Below are 15,283 nucleotides of genomic sequence, written 5' to 3'. Positions count from 1 at the left end.
TTACTCCCCGGAGTTGCTTTGGAGCCAGTTCATCAGCGCCGCGCGTGCGGCTTGGCTGTCGTTTTGTTTGCCCAGCTGGTCAAGCGGCACCAGGTTCGATTGCACGGTGAGGATGTCGCCGCCGGGCATGCTGGGCAGATTCTCTTTGTGCCGACCTTCGTTTCGGGTCATGTAGCCGTTTTGGCCCATGGTGCTGAGGTAGGCAGCACGGCCGGCACTGTCAGCGCGCAGGAAGGCTTCCAGCGAAAACTCCGCGTAGTGCTTGATCCGATCCACCGCTGTTAGGCATCGCTTGTTCACGCACTGCTCGATTGGCGCCGTGTAGGTCATGATGCAATAGGTCAGGAACGCGATTTGCTGTTGCTCAAGGCCTGTGCCCCAGTTGCTGCCCTTGTCGGTCTTCATCACCATCCAGGGCGGCACGCCGAACCAACGGCAGATCTCCTCGATGCTGTGCCCACGTGATTCGAGCAGTTGGGCGTCAGCCGGATTAATCCCGATCATCTCGGGCTTCACGCCCTGCTCAAGCACCGGGCTCTTACCCGCATTGAGCGCGCCAGAGATCGTCTTGACGTAGTCCCGAAACTCGGCACGCTGCGTAGGGTTGAGCGTCTTATCCACCGAGAAGGCTACGGTGGGCATCATCCCGTTCTTGAAGGTGGTATTGGCCGCATCGTCGGCCGACATGGCCGAGCCGAATACATCGGCGCCGTAACGAATCGCCGACAGACCCATTCGCCCGTCCAAGGTGAACGCTGGGATATGCAGCATGTCGGCCTGGGCGATCTCCCGGCGGGCGCCCTTGCGTGGCTGGAAGAAGTAGCGCAGCCTGCCATCGTCGTCCGGCTCGGGAGTCACCCGCGACGGCATCAAGAAATCTAGGGCGATGACCCTTCCACCGGACCGGTGAATCTCGCAGTAGGCATTTCCCCAAAGCAGCATCGAAGCAACAACCGCCTGCCAGAAGTGGAAAGCCGCCATGTCCTCGTTCGGGCTGTTGTGCACCACATCGTAGAGCGGGAAGTCTCGCGCCGTCTCACGCCCACCGTCCGGAAGGCGCCGGTAGATGCTGAGCGGCAAGCCTGCGACCGAGGTAGAGATGATGCGCACGCAGGCCCAGACCGCCGACAGGCGCATGGCCTTGTCGACCGTGACAGCCTTGCCGCTACTGGACTGGGCGCCCAAGAAGGCGCTCCAGAACCCACCGTCCGACAACCGAATGCTCTTGCCCAGCCAACTGCTCATGCTTGCCGAGGGTTTGGCGGCTGCAGTGCCGAGCGCTTGAGAGAGGGTTTTAATCACTGCTCAGCCCTCGGCGAATGAACGCTGCAATGCTGAACAGGCTGACCGAGCCCGCGATCAGAGACCAGCCCGTGCCCGCGAGCATCCAGACGCCCGCGCAGGCTAGGCCGAATCCGCACACCGCGCAGATGATGAAATAGTGAAATGCGTTCATGCGATCAGTGGATCCCGAATGCCGGCCATGAAGTTTTCCATGCCGCCCTGGCCCTCTGGATTGAGGGCCATCAGCGTCACAGCGTTGAATAGCGCCATCAGCGGGTCGATCTTGGCCGAGCCGCTGGCCTGCTTAGTAATGAGGATCGAGTTGCCACGGGGCTCGACTTTGGCGTTACCGCAGCACCAGGCCATCATCGGCTGGCCCCCGTGTAGCAGCGTACCCTCAGCCAGCTTGCGCTCGGCAGTCTTGATGGCTCCGCCCAGGCGCCAGCCTTGGGAAATGCCATCAATCTTTTCGCGCGGAATTCCAACAGCCTCCAGCGCATCGAGGATCGCGCCGACGCCGGCCGGGTCCAGCCCGACCTTATCTAGCAGGCCGGCCTGCTCGACCTGCGCCACCAGTTGTGCCACCGCCTCAATGTCGTCACCGATGCGTTCAACCAAGGTCAAGTGTCCATCCTTGGCGAAGTCGCGGATGCGCGGCGCTTCGGCTTTACGCCGCTCCAGTACTGATGGATGGGCCCAGGCATGGGTCCAGGTCAGCCAGCGCCGTGTGCCCTGCTCTCGGCCGAGTGCTGCAAAGCCAAGCAGGTCATCCAGCCCCCCGCCATCGACACCGATGTCGATCACTTCGCAGCGGTCGATGAGGTCTTCCAACGTGCGGCATAGCTCGGAGGTCTGTGTCTCCCAAAAATCAGCACCCGCCCAGCGATCCGAAAGCAACGCCAAGCCGATCTCGACGTTCAGGTGCTTGGCCAGGAAGCCGCGGAACGACTCTTCGCCGTCCAGCTGCGCCTGGGCGTACCCACGCTCGATGAAGGGTTCGTCAACCGACAGCCCCAAATTCGGGTTGGTGATGTACGCGTTAGAGAAGTCCCGGTGTTCGCCGGCGTCTAGCATCGCCTTGGGAAATTCATACAGCACCGGCAAGAACGACTTATCGACGATCTCGCCGTCGCGCACCTTGCGGGCGTACATCAGCTTCTGCCGGAACACGCCGGCCGGCGGGGCATCCGACTGGGTGGTGGCCCAGATGATGAATCCCTCCGGCCGGGATGCAAGGCCACCGGTGGCCTCGCGCAGCATCGCCTCAGCATTGGCGCGCTTGCCAAACACCCACAGCTCGTCGATGAACACGCCGATGGCCTTTTTGCCCGACACTGTCTCGCTGTCTGCTGCTACTACCTTGAGCGTGGCATTTGTCTGCCGGTGCGTCACCGTGCGCAGGTGATCCTGCACCTTGAGCAAGGCTTTTAGCTCGTCGTCGGCCGCCACCATGTCCCTGATCGGCAGGTAGGAGTTGTCCGCGATCTCTTTGGTCGGTGCGAGGATGATGAATTCACCCGAAGCGCGCCAGTTGATGATCAGCGCTGTCAGCATGATGCCGGCGGCAATGGTCGACTTGCCGTTCTTTTTACTGATCAGCAGCATGAACTCACTGACAAGGCGCCGGCCTGAATCTGGGTCGTAGGCCCCGAAGATCGCGGCCACGAACTGGTTGACCCAGTCACGCACGGTCTCGCACATCAATGGACTGCCAGTGGCGTCCACCATGCGCAACGCCCCGAACACTTCCAAGGCTTCCTTAGCCTCTGTCGGGAACAGCGGCTCGAACGGAATCAGGCTCTGGCGCGCAACGATGCGCTGTTCCCAATCTGGGCAGGCGGTTGACCATTCCATTATTTCACCGACTGCAGCGGACCGCGGCGGGTACCGAACTTGCCGGTGGCCGCTTTCTCTGCATTAGCCTGGGCCTGGTCCTTCTTACCGCTCTCGCCTTTTCGTGGATGGACGAATGGCATCAGCGCCTTTGCCGCGTCAACGCGCAGTTTCGGCTCGCTGCCCATGTCGTTCATCACCGACAGGAGAAAGTCCTTTGGATCGCGGTGCAGGAGTGCCTGGGCCAGGTCGAAGCCGGCGGGTTCCGGCTCGGAGTTATCCTCCGGTATCGATGGCGATTCATGACCCGGTTCTGGCTCTTTGACAGCCTTGGCGGCGGGCCTGGCTTTAACATCCGGTTTAACATCGCCTTTAACATCTGGGGGCATCAGCCCCAGGGCGCGTAGCTTCATCAGCTCAGCTGCGACATCCTTGTCCTTGACCAGCCGGGAGCCCGCCGCAGACGCTGTCTTCTCCGAATAACCAGCCGCCACAGCCGCGTCTCGATTGGACGCACCTTCCCTCAGCGCGGCGATGAAAGCGCGCTTGCGGGATGTTAAAGCCATTTAACAAAAATCCTGTGGGGGAAAAAAATCTGTACGTGGGGTCGGGAGCGGTCTAGCTAGATGAGAATCCCAAGCTTTTGACCCCCCTACCCCATTTGCAGCACGTCATTGGCGTGCCTCGGCCAACAGCCGGCACCTCTTTGGTGCGCCGCGCGGTCAGCCCACTACGCCTGCGGCCTCTTCGGCCTGCTTGACCGTGTCGTGGCAGGGCTTGCAGAGCGGTTGCCAGTTTTCCTGATTCCAGAACAGATCGCGATCACCCCGGTGCGGCACGACATGGTCAACAACGCTGGCGGCGGTCGTTCGCCCGATCTTAGCGCAGTAGACGCAGAGCGGGTGTTCTTCGAGATATCGCTCCCTCGCCTTCTGCCACTTGTAGTTGTATCCGCGCTGCGAGCTGGTCATTCCACTACGCCAACTGCTGGGGTCTACCAGCTTGACCCTAGTGTTTGCGGCTTCCTGTAGGCGGGGGCTGATCGTCTTGAGCCTGGCCATCAACGCACCTCGATCACGATGCCGCGCTCTATCCAGCGCGTGGCGCGACCAAGGTGAGGATCACGCCCGGTGAGGTGACACGCGAGCAGCACGCCAGCCAAGTAGTACTTCAACCACCAGCGGTGGCGGCAGACGATCGTTGAGTAAACCTTGGCCATGGCCGGCATTCCTTATCTCTTGTACCAAGTCAGCTGGTAGCACCGTGCATCAGGCGGCACCTCGGCGATCGGCCAGCGCAGGCAGTCCATGTGCTTGCGCTCTGGCCTGGTACGGCTGACCCGAAGCGTCTGCACCAGATAGGCCGAACCGGCTGCTGTGGTTATGTAATCGCCAACCGCGATGCCATCGGCGCCGTCCATATACAGCTTGCAGGGCGTATAAGGCGGCTTGGTCATGTCAGCAGAGCAGGCTAGTGATAGCCTGGCCTTGGTCCGCGACTCTGCTGGTCAACTTCGTTACGGCTTGGGCATGAGCAACGCCACCACTTTGAAGGCCATACTGCGGGGTTACCTTCACGAAGACCGCCTGCAAGTGCTCAGTAATGGACTTCCACTGCTCAGGCGTAGGGCGCTCGCCACCATTCAATTCAGCGAAGCCGTTGAGCCAGTAGGCGAACTGCTCTGGCGTCATGCGCGGCTGAATCGGCTGTGAGATGTTGGCACTGGTTACGGTGTTAGCAAGTGTCATGGGATTACCTCAGATGTTCGCGCCACGAAACGGCGCATTCCGATTTTGTGGCGCGGATCAATCAGTCCGCTGCATGCTGCACTCGCGTGCGATGTCAGAAGCGCGCTCGCGCACCTCCAGCGTCTGTCCATCGAACGTATGGACGATGGCGCAGATGCCGTGCCACTGAGAGCTGGCGCTGGCCTCGCTTACACGAGCGATAGCAGCAGGCGCCAGGTAGTGATCGTTGCCGCTGGTGCTGGTCAGCTTGATCAAGGTCGTTCCTCGCTCTGTACTCGGTTGAGGGCTTCGTCAGCCTTGTCGGCGGCCTGCGTGGCGGTGGTTGCTGCCTTCGATGCCTTTGCGGCGGCGCTTCCAGTCTGCCTGGCCAGCTCATCCAGGCGCAGGTCGCGCTGCTCGGTCGCTGCGTCGTAGGCCCTGCGCACCTCGGCTACCTGCTCCAGGTAGGTCTTGGCCAGCGCCCATTGCGCCAGCTGGTAACCGCCAAAGCCGCCGCCGACCACCAGCAGCAGGGCAATGGCCCACACCTCGATGCGGCGCCACCAGCGGCGGGCCATGAATTCCCATGCGCATCTGTCCATCACCGGGCACCTCCAAGTTGGGCACGTAGGCGCGAGATCTCCTCGCTCTGGCTGGTGACCTTCTCGGTCAGCTGCTCCACCTGCCTGGTAAGCGCCAGGATGTTGCCCTCAAGCTTCCCCATGGATCGGGTCAGCTCGTTGCGCTCCTGGGCAAACTGATCGGCGCGCGTTTCGGCCAGCTTGCGAGCCTCGCGCTCGGAGTCGAGCAGCTCATTCAGGCGGCGCACGGTGCCGATATCGGCATTGTCCATTGCCCGATCGGCAGCATCCTTTGACAGGAATTTGCGCAGCCAGAGGAAGCCGCCCAGCAGGACAGTGCCCGTACCGCCCAGCCAGGTGGCTGTGCCTGGGCCGAGATCGGTCGGGTCCATTTTTTCTCCAAACTATGATGTAGGGCGCATAGATAGTCGGCGTGGGGTAATCGACCTTGCCTTATCTTCATCTGAACGCTAAAAGAATCGATGACCGGATCGGCCTCTTATCGGATGTGGAAAATGCTCAACCAATCGCTATTTCTCATTGAGTATCAGCTTCATGGTGAGGCGCGCAGCTTTATCATCCGTACAGAAAAAATGGATAACGCGGAAGCGTGGCATTGGGCTGCCTGTGATGCAGGCGTGGGCGTAATCCCAAAGTTCAGAACAGCGGACTTCAAAAAAATCTCGCGGCCCTTGGCTGAGCGCTACGGCATTACCGATGTTCATTGGAAAAAATCGAGCATCGCATGAAATATAAAATCGACTACAACCTCAGAGGACATGCCCGATTTTGGGTTTGCGATTCGCCGACGTCATTTCGCCAGGATGATGCTCTTGCTGTGCTTCTGCGGCTGCATGCTCATACAGATCCCCTGACGGCAATGCGCGTGCCGCTCCCGGTCGCTCGTGAAGATTTGGCCATGGCGGTTGCCGATTTGGGCATTTCCGATGTGCGCATCACGCTCTATGCCTAAACCCGTAACGTCCGCGCATGGCGGACGAGACGGGACTATCCAAATCAAATCCGGTGGCTATAGAAAAGCGAGTACGACTCAATGCCGTCGTTCGGCTGTTTGATGCCAGCGTTGGAGTAATGCATTGCTCGGATACCGACTTTCTGAGTCTCGCCGATTTTCAGGCCCGCGCCGATGCGATCCTCAAAGTTAAAGGCCGAACCAAAATCCTGATCCCCTGCGGAAGTGCCAGAGAACACCGCCAACCCAATGCCTGCTTCGATGAATGGCTTCACGTTACCGCTGCCAAACTCGTAAACGAACACAGGGGCGAAAGACAGTGAGTGAGCTCCACCAGAAGCGTCTCCAGCTTCCCAATAGGTGTAGCCAGCGTCCCAGTAGCCGGTTAAGCGGCCGGTGCTAGTCTCAAACCAGCTTTTGTCCCAGTCAAAGCCTACAGCGGCACGAGCGGTCAAACCGCCCTGGCTTGTCGCACCAATAGCGCCTGAGAGGTCAGCAGCCTGTGTGCTGGTAGCCAAGAGGGAGAACGCTGCAGCAGCGAAGATTTTTTTCATGATCACGGAATCCTGATGGTTTTACTTAGCAAGCTATCAGAAACAGAGTGCCATCAAATCGTTCCGCTGTAATGCAAAATTCCAAGGAAAAACCCTAACTAGATAGCCAGGGTTTGTAGTGTCACGTTGCTTGCAAGCTGGACACGCTGCTATGAAAACAGGTGTTTATCCGCGCGGAAAGCTTTTTATGCGGCTTCGCGCAATTGCTCGAGCGCGCAGTCTATCCAGGCCACGCCGGTATTGATTAGCTCACGAGCCTTTGCCTCACTCATCTGGTGATGGCGACCAACCCGCAGTGCTGGCCACTTTGCCCCGAAGTACAGCCACACGAATCCCCCCATTTGTGGGTTGCGCTTGCAAAGTCTGGCCACGGCGCCGTCCACGGCCAAGGCTAAATCGTCGGTGATGACATACTGCTTCAAACCGCCCCCAGTTGGAGCGTTGTCCCGTATGAGTGCATATAGAGGGCAAATGTACTGGGGCACACCCATTCCATCCATACGCCACCACCCCCACTGCTCCAGCATGTAAGCCGTATCACCCAGGGCCTTATCGACATAGGTTCGTTTTTTCATATGGTCATCAATCCCCGGTGTAGTTGGTGCCGCCGGCGCCGCGGCGGTTGTTCGTTTCGTATTGCTCGGATGGGCCCGTAGTGCGCGGTGGCCGCTGGCGATCAACCTGCTGCTCCAGCTCATGCACACGCAGGCCCAGCTGCGTGACAAGCTCCTCCAGCGGCAGCGGCTCGCCAGTGACGGCCGACAGCCAGCCCGATGCATTGCAGCGGCCACATGGCAACTCATAGAAGACGCCCTTGATCGCTGCCCTTCCGTTGCAATCTGGGCACCTGGCCAGGATGACCCGCTCCTTGCGCAGCGCTGGGCCGTGGCTTTTCATCACGCAGTCACCTTCAATCCTTGAGCATTGATCGCTGCAATGACTTCGCTCACCCATAGCTGGCCGTCAGTAGCCGCCGGCAAACGGACACACGCCTGGACGCGAGACTCTTCCCACACCACAAACATGGCCTCTTTGAGATTCTGCAACCGCTTGGCTGCAATGAGGTTGCCCTCGGCTACAGCTCTCGCGGTGGCGTGGTTGTGCCAAGACTCAAACTGCTCATGAACGATGTCCGGGGCGCTTTCGCTGGTCATTTTGAATCCTCGCTAGTAACAAATTCGGGATGGCGGCTACAGGCCTTGCCCGCTGCCGCCTGCGCCTGGATCTGTGGGATTTCGGATAAGGCCTCTGTAAGGCCGTGTATGCGCCCAAATCCGATGCCGTCTAACCAGGCATGCCACTTCTCAAGGGCCGCCCTGCGCTGCGCCATGGCCTGGGTGTGGATGTAGGTGCTGGCGATCTTGCCCAGTGAGTGGTTGAGCAGCATCTCGCCGATGTGCCCATCAATGCCAAGGTCGGTCCAGGTGCTGCGCGACACCTTGCGCAAGTCGTGACTGGTCCACTCGCCCCGGCCAAGCTCGGTGAACACGGCGCTGGCTTGGCCTTCGCTCAGGCACACGCCGCGCCGGTTCGGAAAAAGGTAAACACCTTCATACCCATCGGCCTGCTGGATAGTCCGGTACCGAGCCAGCAGCGCGCATAGCTGGGCGGTCAGCGGGAGGCGGTGTTCGGTCCGTGTCTTGGCGTTCGCCGCAGGGATGAACCATTCACCTGCCGTTACCGAAACCTCGCTCCACCGTGCCATACGGGTCTCGCCGATCCGGGTGCCATGCGCCAGCATCATCAGGGCCAGCATCACTTTCTCGGGCGCGTCATCAAAGGCATGTACCAGCTGCTGCATGACCTCAGGCAACTGCACGGCTCGCAGTCGGGAGGCCTTGGGCATGATCTTGGCCTTGGTGAAGTCGCTAAAGCGCATGCCGGCCATGGGATCGGCCACGACCAGCCCCAGGCGCTTTGCCTGCTTGAAGGCGGTCAGCAGCAACGCGAACATCTGGCGCAGGTACGACAGCGACACCTCGGCCTGAGACGGCCACATCAGCTGCTTGTCTAGGCTGTCGGCGGTCACATCAGCTATGGCCAAACCGTCCAAGCGCGGCTTCAGGTGCTGCGCAATCGCCGATCGTGCACCCGCCTTGCGCTTAGCGGACAGCGCCCGGTCTCGGCCCATGCGGTCACCATACCAATCGAGCAGCTGCCCCACTGTAGCCATGCCCGACGCGACTGGTGCGGTGGCCGGGTCGCGAAGCATACGCTGGCGCAGTGCGGGCAGCTCAGCGATTACGGCCGCAGCGCCCAGATCAGGCCAGCGTGCTACCGGCACCCACTGCTTGCCGCGGACCAGGTGCCAGGTGCCCCTAGATCGATCTGACCAGAAGCGCAGATACAGGCCCGGGTAACGCGGATCGCGCAGGTCGCGCACGGCCAGGTCGGCGGCCTGTCGGCGCACCTCAGTTTCCGTGAATTTGATGGACCGCGTTGCGCTCATGCTGCCACCGTCGCAGGCTGCAGGAGGTAGGCACGTATCGCTTCTACGGCATCAATGCGGCCCCGGCACACAATCGCCAAGTAGCCCTGCTCGGTCAGAGCCTCGATATAAGCGTGCTGACTGGGAGAGATGTCAGCATCGAACGGCGGCAAAGCTTTGAATTCGATATACAGGCCGAACCAGCCACCGCGGGCCATCGGGAGCACAAGATCAGGCACTCCCGCTTTGACTCCTTGGGCCTTGAGCTTGCCGGCCACCGCCTTCACTCGGTACCCCCCGTTCGGAACGTGATAGATCAGTTTGAACACCTGCGGATAACGCAGCTGCAGCTCCTGCATCAGCGCTGCCTGCTCCTGCCCTTCCCTGTCGACGGGCTTGGCGCGTGGCTTGCGCGGCTTGAACGTGCGCATGGACAACGCAGTCATGCGACCAAGACCCCCTCGCTGATGAGCTGCGCCTGGGTTCGCATCACACCCTCGGCGTGGTATTGGCGAGCGGTTATACGGTCAATCACGTGGCTTCGGCCGTCGCATGCGTCATGGCAAGCGCTGCAGCACCATGCGCCCTGCATGTCGTGCGGCTTTTTACCGACGCCACAGGTACCCGCCAGGCGGTAGTGCGCCAAGACAGTAGTTTCGGGGTTACCGTTGCACACGCCTGGGATACGCACTTGGCACTCGCGGCCACGCGCGGCCTTGGTCAGCTTGGTCCGCCTCATCATTCAACCTCGCAATGCAGCCATATCAGTCTTGCCTGGCGAAGAGCGCCGGGCTGGTCTAAGGGACCGTCCATCAGCACCATGGAAAACGGCCGATAGCCTGGTACGTGCACGGTCCAGATTCGTTTCACTGCTGCACGCCCAACCCAGCCAACGCGGCGCGAGCCTGGCGCTTGCGGAGGTAGGTGCTTACACGGCGCCGCTGCGCCTCTTTCGCACGGGCGCTATCTTTCTTTGCCTTGGAAGCCGTCAATATCGAGCGGACTTCTGCAAGCTTCTCCCGCACCGCGGCGCTGGGCTGAGTGCGCACCGCCCCTGTAAGCAGGCCTGCGATGGCCTGGCCGTCAGCAGTCACCGGAGCTATGCGAAGGTCGGCGAGGTACTTGTCCCCTATGTCACGGCTGATCAATTGAGTCCGCACAGCGGTTTCAACGGCCGTCACGCGCCGCCCGGAATCGAAGCCCAGAGAAACCTCCCAGGTGACAGGCTTGTCTTCAGCGCGAGCGAAGCTGACCAAGCGCTCATAAGCGCTCATGAAAGCCATTCGGGCGCCAATCTTGTCGCCTGCTTCGAGAATCGGCTGGGACGCCACCATGGCCTGACGAACCTCGTGGGTGAGCACTACCGTCTCGTATTCGTCATTGGCCGCCAGGGCGATGGACCACGCTTCATCCTTACCGGGCCGGCCATCGGCAGCGTGGATATGCTTCAGGACCATGCCCAGCGACAGGCGCCCGGCTGGTTCACGACGACAAGCGCGCAGGGCGGCAACGATCACCTCAGGTTCGTGCGCTGACAGGTCTTCGGCGATCAGCTTGGCCCCAGCGGCACTGATGGTCTGGCCCATGGCTTCAGCCGTTGCGCAAATAGCCATAGCCAGCTCGGCGATGTCATCACAGGAAAGCATTGCGCTTACCCCCTTGGTTGTTACGTATGGCATCGGCGGCATCGTGGGCCGCATTGATGTTTGCTTGGGTCTGCTCCTGCTGGCGCGCCGTGGTGGCGTTCATCTGGCGGTTGGTCACCCATTGGGTGTGGTAGGCCTCGCACTTGGTCAGCAGGTCGCCGAGGTTATGGCAGCCGTTGATCAGCCTCGAGTCGTTGATCGACACGAAATAGGCGGCGACTTGGTGGGCGACGTCGATGCCCAGGCGGTCAATCAGCTGCCCCAGCTGGCCACCGACCTTGGCGTTCCACACTGGCCAGGCGCCGTAGCGCTTGCGATAGGCCATGGCGTAGTTGGCCCAGGCCTTGTAGGTCTTGCAGGTCTGGTCCTTCGGCCCTGGCATGTCCTCGGGGATTTCACACCGAGGTGCACCAGCCGGAACCAGTGTCAGCCCCGTGGGTTGCGACGGCGGAGCCGGGGCATCCTGCGAACTGTGACTGGTACCCTGATTGGTATCTTGATTACTGGTATCTTGATTTGTCGGAGATTTTTCCGACCCTGGCTCGGATTTATTTCCGACCTTGCTCGGATTTTTTTCCGAGGTGGATCGGATTTTTTTCCGACCCTCTGTACCCGCCTTCAAGGTCGGATATTTCTCCGACCCATCCTCTTTTTTGTTCCACTGCGCTGCCTTGTCGGTCAGCCGGAAAAGCGTGACACTCGAAGTGCTCGAAAGCTCGATCAGGCCAACGTCCTGCAGCACCTTCAGCATGCGATACGCCGTGTCGGGCTTATCCGTCAGCAGCGGCAGCTCTTCGATGATCTTGGCCTTGCTCAGCACGAAGAAGACGCCCTGCTCAGTCGTCATCGCCTTTGCCCAACTCGGGCAGCCATAAACGAATGCGAACAGCAACGCCTGCTGGGAGTTGAGTCCCCACTCCAAGGCTTTGACCTGGTTGATAGTTACAGTGAATTGCATGTCAGCTCCGCCCTATGCTTAGGCCAGCCACGGGCACTGCGAGAAGCTCTGCCAGACGTGCCAACCCCTTCGGCGTGACCAGAACATCGAACGCCGCGCGGTCACTGCCTGTTTCGGGATCAGGCTTGAGGCCAGTCACTTTGTGCTTGAGCAGCCCCGCACTGATCCGGGGCTGATAGGCAATCCATCGCTTGGAGCCGCGACGACGGTAGATCCAGCGGTTTTCTTCCAGCCAGCCAAACAGCTTGAATGGCGCCACCTGAAGCTGCTTCGCCGCATCGGTGACGCATATGGCGCCGCCTGCACCCGCCAGACGCACAATCGCTGCTACCTTCGGGGCCTGCCTGGCGAGCGCATCCTGGAGGCGCTGGTTCTCCTCAGCCTTGTCGGCAGCAAGACGCAGCGCCTCTGCGAAGTTTGTCGGGACCTGCAGGTGCGCCAGCATTCGGGTCTCCAGCTCCTGCCAGCGATCAATGATCCTGGCCCGGAGTGACGCGTCGTACCCCGAAACCAGCACCAGGGCATCCCGCTGATCGAGAAGGAATTCAGGGTAAGCCTGGCCGTTTTGAGGATGCACGTAGGGGGTCTCCTCAGATTTGAGGACACCCCTTTTTGCCAGGGCCCGAGCGTCACGCAATACGTTGTCGTGACTCTTGCCGGTCAACTCAGCTACTTCGCGAGTCGACATCAACCGGCGCAGTTGCTCAGTGCGTGGAAATGCCGAGGGAGCGTGAGTGTTGCTTGCATCGATCGCTCTGTGCATAATCGACCTCGATGTTTTGTTAAAGAAGCCGGGCTGCCACCCGGTTTTTTTGTGCCTGCGATTCAGGTACTGGATGGATCAGCAGGTGTTTCGGTCATCTACTGGCTCATTGCCAGATCAGTAATCATTTAAATGTCAGACGGCTTCTGGGCCGCGAGCCGTTGGCGGAAAGACTCCATCAAGGCTGCAATCGGCGCCGAGACCGTTCAGCGCATCGACTATCTTCCGGGCTGCATCCAAGCCGACACTCCGTCGGCCGGCCTCGTAATTGGCCAGACGCGACTGATTCCAGCTGAGCTCCCGGCAAAGGCGCGCCTGGCTAATCCCCGCCTCTACCCGGATCTTGCGAACGTTGTTCATTCGGGGCTCCTCAATGACTAGCACTCAGGATAAACACGCATCGTGTTAATATCAATCACAATAAGTGAAAGCCGTGTATTTCGTTTCGTGATGAAATCCCGCGCATGAATGAATCACTGAGCCAGCGCATTAAGCGCTTGAGAAAAGCGACGGGAATGTCCCAGGCCCAGCTGGCAGATGCTTGCGGCTGGAAATCGCAGTCACGCGTAGGAAACTATGAAGCCGGTACGCGAGAGCCGACGCTGGCGGATATTGCAGCTATGGCAGCTGCCCTTGGAGTCGATCAATCCGAGCTACTCCTGAACTATCCGACAGTGCCCGAGGTTTCGGCGCCAGCGCGGAGTACGGCTGATCTTGTCAGGCAGATGCTCGCAAAGAGCGGCAAAGGCATTCCGGAAGAAGCCCGTCAGCGCCTCCTAGCTGCGGCTGAGGAGCCGAGCGCTAGCAGTGTCGTCGCGGCTGACTTTGTTCGCCCAGGCCTAGTGGGCGATGAGGTGTGGATTGCTCACTACGACGTGCGCGGAGCAATGGGTGATGGTGAGGTAGCTCACGACTTCCCTGAGATGCTGCAGGATATCCGCGTCAGCCCTACTCACCTGCGAGAGATGGGGGTCGAGTTCAAAGAGCATTTCCATCTGAAGCTCATCACAGGCGTAGGCCAGTCCATGGCGCCGACCATCAAGAGCCGCGACCCGCTGGTCGTTGACATCAGTATCCGAGAGTTCGTGGGTGACGGGATCTACTACTTCTCCCACCAAGGGCATCAGTACATCAAGCGCCTGCAGAAGAAAGGGCGGGACCATTTCAAGATGATCTCGGACAACACGAATCATCCACCGGAGGACATCCGGGTTGATGAAACCTACATCCAGGCCAGGGTGCTCCTGGTGTGGAATGCACACCTGGTTTAGATGCATCACCCATTCAACGTTTGCCTTAGGATTGCGAATTGAGCCCAAAAATGGACTTTGAAGTCAGGCTTCCTTTAGCCTTCTACTACGAAAGCAAGACTCCACTCCCAATTCCTGACGTCATCAGAGCTTTGTCGGCACTGGACAGGATGAGTCCTGCGATGCCAGCCTTCTTCAGCTCGCTTAGCGGTGCTCAGGTTCAGTCTTGTGAGCTCCGAGTTGAGAAAGTCGAGTCAGGAAGCCTCAAGGAATATCTGGAATTGGTGCTTAAATGCCTAAATCAGGTGGAGAAAGACAAGCTCGAGAAATGGCTGATGACTACAAAATTTGGTACCGGTCTTAGGTACACTGCGATAGCCGGGGTTGCCGCGGCAGCTTTTATCGTTGTAGCGGCTAGCGCGGTTAGCCTGGTAGACAAAGCGGCTGGCAACAACGCTCCCAGCATTCAGGCCACGAATAGTGTTGTCATGGTGGCCGGGCAAGATATGTTCAATTCCTCGCCGCAGCAGCTTAACAAAGCGATCGAAGCAGCGCTGTCGACAGATAGAAAGCGCGTGGCTGCTGCGGCTTTGGACTTCGTTAAGCCCGTAGCTGGTCAGAATGGCGGAGATATTTATGCTGGCGACAACAAGTCCAGCCCGTTTGTGATCAGCCATGCGGCCTCCAGAGACGCGCCTGACAAAGCCGTGCTTTCACCGGTTTCGCAGGAGCTGAAGTATCAAAACGTAGATGTCGACATCAGAAGCTTGAATCGCGATAGCGACAGAACAGGCTGGGTAGCGCGAATCCCTACGATAGCCAACAAAAAGAAGCTGCCGATGTACTTCGAGGCAGGCCTTGACAACTCGAAGGCAGGGACAAGTCAGGTGATAAAAGCCGACATCACTGTTTCCTATGACGCGGATCCAGATTCTGGGGCATTGGTACCCAAGAGCTTTACGGTCACTGCCATTCACTAGGATCAGCTTTCATGTCGAAGCCCGCCATCAGCGCGGGCTTTCTCTTGGAGCGTCAGAAAGGAGCTTCCTCCTCCTGCTTCTCCTCTTCCCAGTCTTTGTCCACCATCAGATCGTCCCGATCCTCAGCGCTCTGCGGCTCCCACCGCACCGTAACGCTATCGTCGTCGTTGAACGTCATGTCCAACTCCGGCGTTTCGACTAGCAGCTCCATCACCTTCTCCCACTCCATGTCTCCATCCGTGTCAAGGCGATGGATCGTTACCCAACGCTGCGACTGCGCAATAGGGTTGTTGCCGCTGACCGAAA

At 59.6% G+C, this 15,283-nt stretch carries 27 protein-coding genes; 4 read left to right on the top strand and 23 right to left on the bottom strand.

The window, feature by feature from the left end:
* The 11 genes from B2Y33_RS12665 to B2Y33_RS12615 all read right to left on the bottom strand — a co-directional run bounded on the left by B2Y33_RS12665 (position 1) and on the right by B2Y33_RS12615 (position 5,817).
* The gene (locus B2Y33_RS12665; protein ID WP_206405743.1) at positions 1-1,302 is read right to left on the bottom strand and encodes a phage portal protein; all 1,302 of its coding nucleotides are present in this window, start codon (positions 1,300-1,302) and stop codon (positions 1-3) included.
* Positions 1,295-1,456 carry a hypothetical protein gene (locus B2Y33_RS12660; RefSeq protein WP_198528913.1) on the bottom strand — a complete coding sequence of 54 codons (162 nt, stop codon included), beginning with the start codon at positions 1,454-1,456 and terminating at the stop codon, positions 1,295-1,297. The genes B2Y33_RS12665 and B2Y33_RS12660 overlap by 8 nt, the downstream gene beginning before the upstream one ends.
* Positions 1,453-3,138, bottom strand: a complete 1,686-nt coding sequence (locus tag B2Y33_RS12655) for a terminase large subunit (protein WP_206405742.1) — start codon at positions 3,136-3,138, stop codon at positions 1,453-1,455. The genes B2Y33_RS12660 and B2Y33_RS12655 overlap by 4 nt, the downstream gene beginning before the upstream one ends.
* Positions 3,138-3,683, bottom strand: a complete 546-nt coding sequence (locus B2Y33_RS12650; RefSeq protein WP_196127659.1) for a terminase small subunit — start codon at positions 3,681-3,683, stop codon at positions 3,138-3,140. Before B2Y33_RS12650 ends, B2Y33_RS12655 begins: the two co-directional genes overlap by 1 nt.
* Positions 3,684-3,839: 156 nt before the next feature.
* On the bottom strand, positions 3,840-4,178 hold the full coding sequence (locus tag B2Y33_RS12645; RefSeq protein WP_206405741.1) for an HNH endonuclease: 339 nt from the start codon (positions 4,176-4,178) through the stop codon (positions 3,840-3,842).
* The gene (locus B2Y33_RS12640) at positions 4,178-4,336 is read right to left on the bottom strand and encodes a hypothetical protein (protein WP_206405740.1); all 159 of its coding nucleotides are present in this window, start codon (positions 4,334-4,336) and stop codon (positions 4,178-4,180) included. The genes B2Y33_RS12645 and B2Y33_RS12640 overlap by 1 nt, the downstream gene beginning before the upstream one ends.
* A gap of 12 nt (positions 4,337-4,348) precedes the next feature.
* The gene (locus B2Y33_RS12635; RefSeq protein ID WP_206405739.1) at positions 4,349-4,573 is read right to left on the bottom strand and encodes a hypothetical protein; all 225 of its coding nucleotides are present in this window, start codon (positions 4,571-4,573) and stop codon (positions 4,349-4,351) included.
* A 1-nt stretch (position 4,574) separates the two neighbouring features.
* Positions 4,575-4,865 (bottom strand): hypothetical protein, encoded by a 291-nt coding sequence (locus tag B2Y33_RS12630; RefSeq protein ID WP_206405738.1) that lies wholly within the window; start codon positions 4,863-4,865, stop codon positions 4,575-4,577.
* A gap of 57 nt (positions 4,866-4,922) precedes the next feature.
* The gene (locus B2Y33_RS12625) at positions 4,923-5,120 is read right to left on the bottom strand and encodes a hypothetical protein (RefSeq protein ID WP_206405737.1); all 198 of its coding nucleotides are present in this window, start codon (positions 5,118-5,120) and stop codon (positions 4,923-4,925) included.
* Complete coding sequence (locus B2Y33_RS12620; protein WP_206405736.1) at positions 5,117-5,446, bottom strand: hypothetical protein; 330 nt, start codon at positions 5,444-5,446, stop codon at positions 5,117-5,119. Before B2Y33_RS12620 ends, B2Y33_RS12625 begins: the two co-directional genes overlap by 4 nt.
* On the bottom strand, positions 5,446-5,817 hold the full coding sequence (locus tag B2Y33_RS12615; RefSeq protein WP_206405735.1) for a chemotaxis protein: 372 nt from the start codon (positions 5,815-5,817) through the stop codon (positions 5,446-5,448). The genes B2Y33_RS12620 and B2Y33_RS12615 overlap by 1 nt, the downstream gene beginning before the upstream one ends.
* 123 nt (positions 5,818-5,940) lie before the next feature.
* On the opposite strand from B2Y33_RS12615, the gene B2Y33_RS12610 reads away from it, so the two are divergent.
* Together B2Y33_RS12610 and B2Y33_RS12605 are read left to right on the top strand one after the other, a co-directional pair.
* A complete protein-coding gene (locus B2Y33_RS12610; RefSeq protein ID WP_182387795.1) occupies positions 5,941-6,174 on the top strand; it encodes a DUF6555 family protein in 234 nt (77 codons plus the stop codon).
* Entirely contained in the window at positions 6,171-6,398 is a 228-nt protein-coding gene (locus tag B2Y33_RS12605; protein ID WP_054912148.1) for a hypothetical protein, read from the top strand. The genes B2Y33_RS12610 and B2Y33_RS12605 overlap by 4 nt, the downstream gene beginning before the upstream one ends.
* Positions 6,399-6,442: 44 nt before the next feature.
* Here B2Y33_RS12605 and B2Y33_RS12600 read toward each other — a convergent pair whose 3' ends face one another.
* The 11 genes from B2Y33_RS12600 to B2Y33_RS12550 all read right to left on the bottom strand — a co-directional run bounded on the left by B2Y33_RS12600 (position 6,443) and on the right by B2Y33_RS12550 (position 13,107).
* Positions 6,443-6,952: an acyloxyacyl hydrolase gene (locus tag B2Y33_RS12600; RefSeq protein ID WP_206405734.1), complete on the bottom strand. Its 510-nt coding sequence runs from the start codon at positions 6,950-6,952 to the stop codon at positions 6,443-6,445.
* Between the two features lie 185 nt (positions 6,953-7,137).
* Entirely contained in the window at positions 7,138-7,527 is a 390-nt protein-coding gene (locus B2Y33_RS12595) for an antiterminator Q family protein (protein WP_206405733.1), read from the bottom strand.
* Between the two features lie 7 nt (positions 7,528-7,534).
* Positions 7,535-7,852, bottom strand: coding sequence for a hypothetical protein (locus B2Y33_RS12590; RefSeq protein ID WP_206405732.1), 318 nt, complete (start codon positions 7,850-7,852; stop codon positions 7,535-7,537).
* Positions 7,849-8,106, bottom strand: a complete 258-nt coding sequence (locus B2Y33_RS12585; RefSeq protein ID WP_206405731.1) for a hypothetical protein — start codon at positions 8,104-8,106, stop codon at positions 7,849-7,851. The genes B2Y33_RS12590 and B2Y33_RS12585 overlap by 4 nt, the downstream gene beginning before the upstream one ends.
* The gene (locus B2Y33_RS12580; RefSeq protein WP_206405730.1) at positions 8,103-9,401 is read right to left on the bottom strand and encodes a tyrosine-type recombinase/integrase; all 1,299 of its coding nucleotides are present in this window, start codon (positions 9,399-9,401) and stop codon (positions 8,103-8,105) included. Before B2Y33_RS12580 ends, B2Y33_RS12585 begins: the two co-directional genes overlap by 4 nt.
* Entirely contained in the window at positions 9,398-9,811 is a 414-nt protein-coding gene (locus tag B2Y33_RS12575) for a VRR-NUC domain-containing protein (RefSeq protein ID WP_376744007.1), read from the bottom strand. Before B2Y33_RS12575 ends, B2Y33_RS12580 begins: the two co-directional genes overlap by 4 nt.
* Positions 9,812-9,822: 11 nt before the next feature.
* Positions 9,823-10,119 carry a DUF1364 domain-containing protein gene (locus B2Y33_RS12570; RefSeq protein ID WP_206405728.1) on the bottom strand — a complete coding sequence of 99 codons (297 nt, stop codon included), beginning with the start codon at positions 10,117-10,119 and terminating at the stop codon, positions 9,823-9,825.
* Positions 10,120-10,246: 127 nt separating this feature from the next.
* Positions 10,247-11,026: a hypothetical protein gene (locus B2Y33_RS12565; protein WP_206405727.1), complete on the bottom strand. Its 780-nt coding sequence runs from the start codon at positions 11,024-11,026 to the stop codon at positions 10,247-10,249.
* Positions 11,013-11,984, bottom strand: coding sequence for a phage replication protein (locus tag B2Y33_RS12560; protein WP_206405726.1), 972 nt, complete (start codon positions 11,982-11,984; stop codon positions 11,013-11,015). Before B2Y33_RS12560 ends, B2Y33_RS12565 begins: the two co-directional genes overlap by 14 nt.
* Position 11,985: 1 nt before the next feature.
* Positions 11,986-12,672 carry a Rha family transcriptional regulator gene (locus B2Y33_RS12555; protein ID WP_206405795.1) on the bottom strand — a complete coding sequence of 229 codons (687 nt, stop codon included), beginning with the start codon at positions 12,670-12,672 and terminating at the stop codon, positions 11,986-11,988.
* Positions 12,673-12,882: 210 nt separating this feature from the next.
* Positions 12,883-13,107: a helix-turn-helix transcriptional regulator gene (locus B2Y33_RS12550; RefSeq protein WP_206405725.1), complete on the bottom strand. Its 225-nt coding sequence runs from the start codon at positions 13,105-13,107 to the stop codon at positions 12,883-12,885.
* A gap of 104 nt (positions 13,108-13,211) precedes the next feature.
* Between B2Y33_RS12550 and B2Y33_RS12545 the strand changes: the two genes are divergently transcribed.
* Together B2Y33_RS12545 and B2Y33_RS12540 are read left to right on the top strand one after the other, a co-directional pair.
* Positions 13,212-14,018, top strand: a complete 807-nt coding sequence (locus B2Y33_RS12545; RefSeq protein ID WP_206405724.1) for an XRE family transcriptional regulator — start codon at positions 13,212-13,214, stop codon at positions 14,016-14,018.
* Between the two features lie 50 nt (positions 14,019-14,068).
* The gene (locus tag B2Y33_RS12540) at positions 14,069-14,977 is read left to right on the top strand and encodes a hypothetical protein (protein ID WP_288632971.1); all 909 of its coding nucleotides are present in this window, start codon (positions 14,069-14,071) and stop codon (positions 14,975-14,977) included.
* Between the two features lie 52 nt (positions 14,978-15,029).
* Here B2Y33_RS12540 and B2Y33_RS12535 read toward each other — a convergent pair whose 3' ends face one another.
* Positions 15,030-15,260: a DUF1654 domain-containing protein gene (locus tag B2Y33_RS12535; RefSeq protein WP_288633016.1), complete on the bottom strand. Its 231-nt coding sequence runs from the start codon at positions 15,258-15,260 to the stop codon at positions 15,030-15,032.
* Between the last annotated feature and the right edge of the window lie 23 nt (positions 15,261-15,283).

Source organism: Pseudomonas sp. UBA5666 (assembly GCF_002420785.1).
Lineage (GTDB): Bacteria > Pseudomonadota > Gammaproteobacteria > Pseudomonadales > Pseudomonadaceae > Aquipseudomonas > Aquipseudomonas fulva.
The sequence above is the reverse complement of the archived record's forward strand: the minus strand, read 5'-3'. Positions and strand labels throughout refer to the sequence as shown.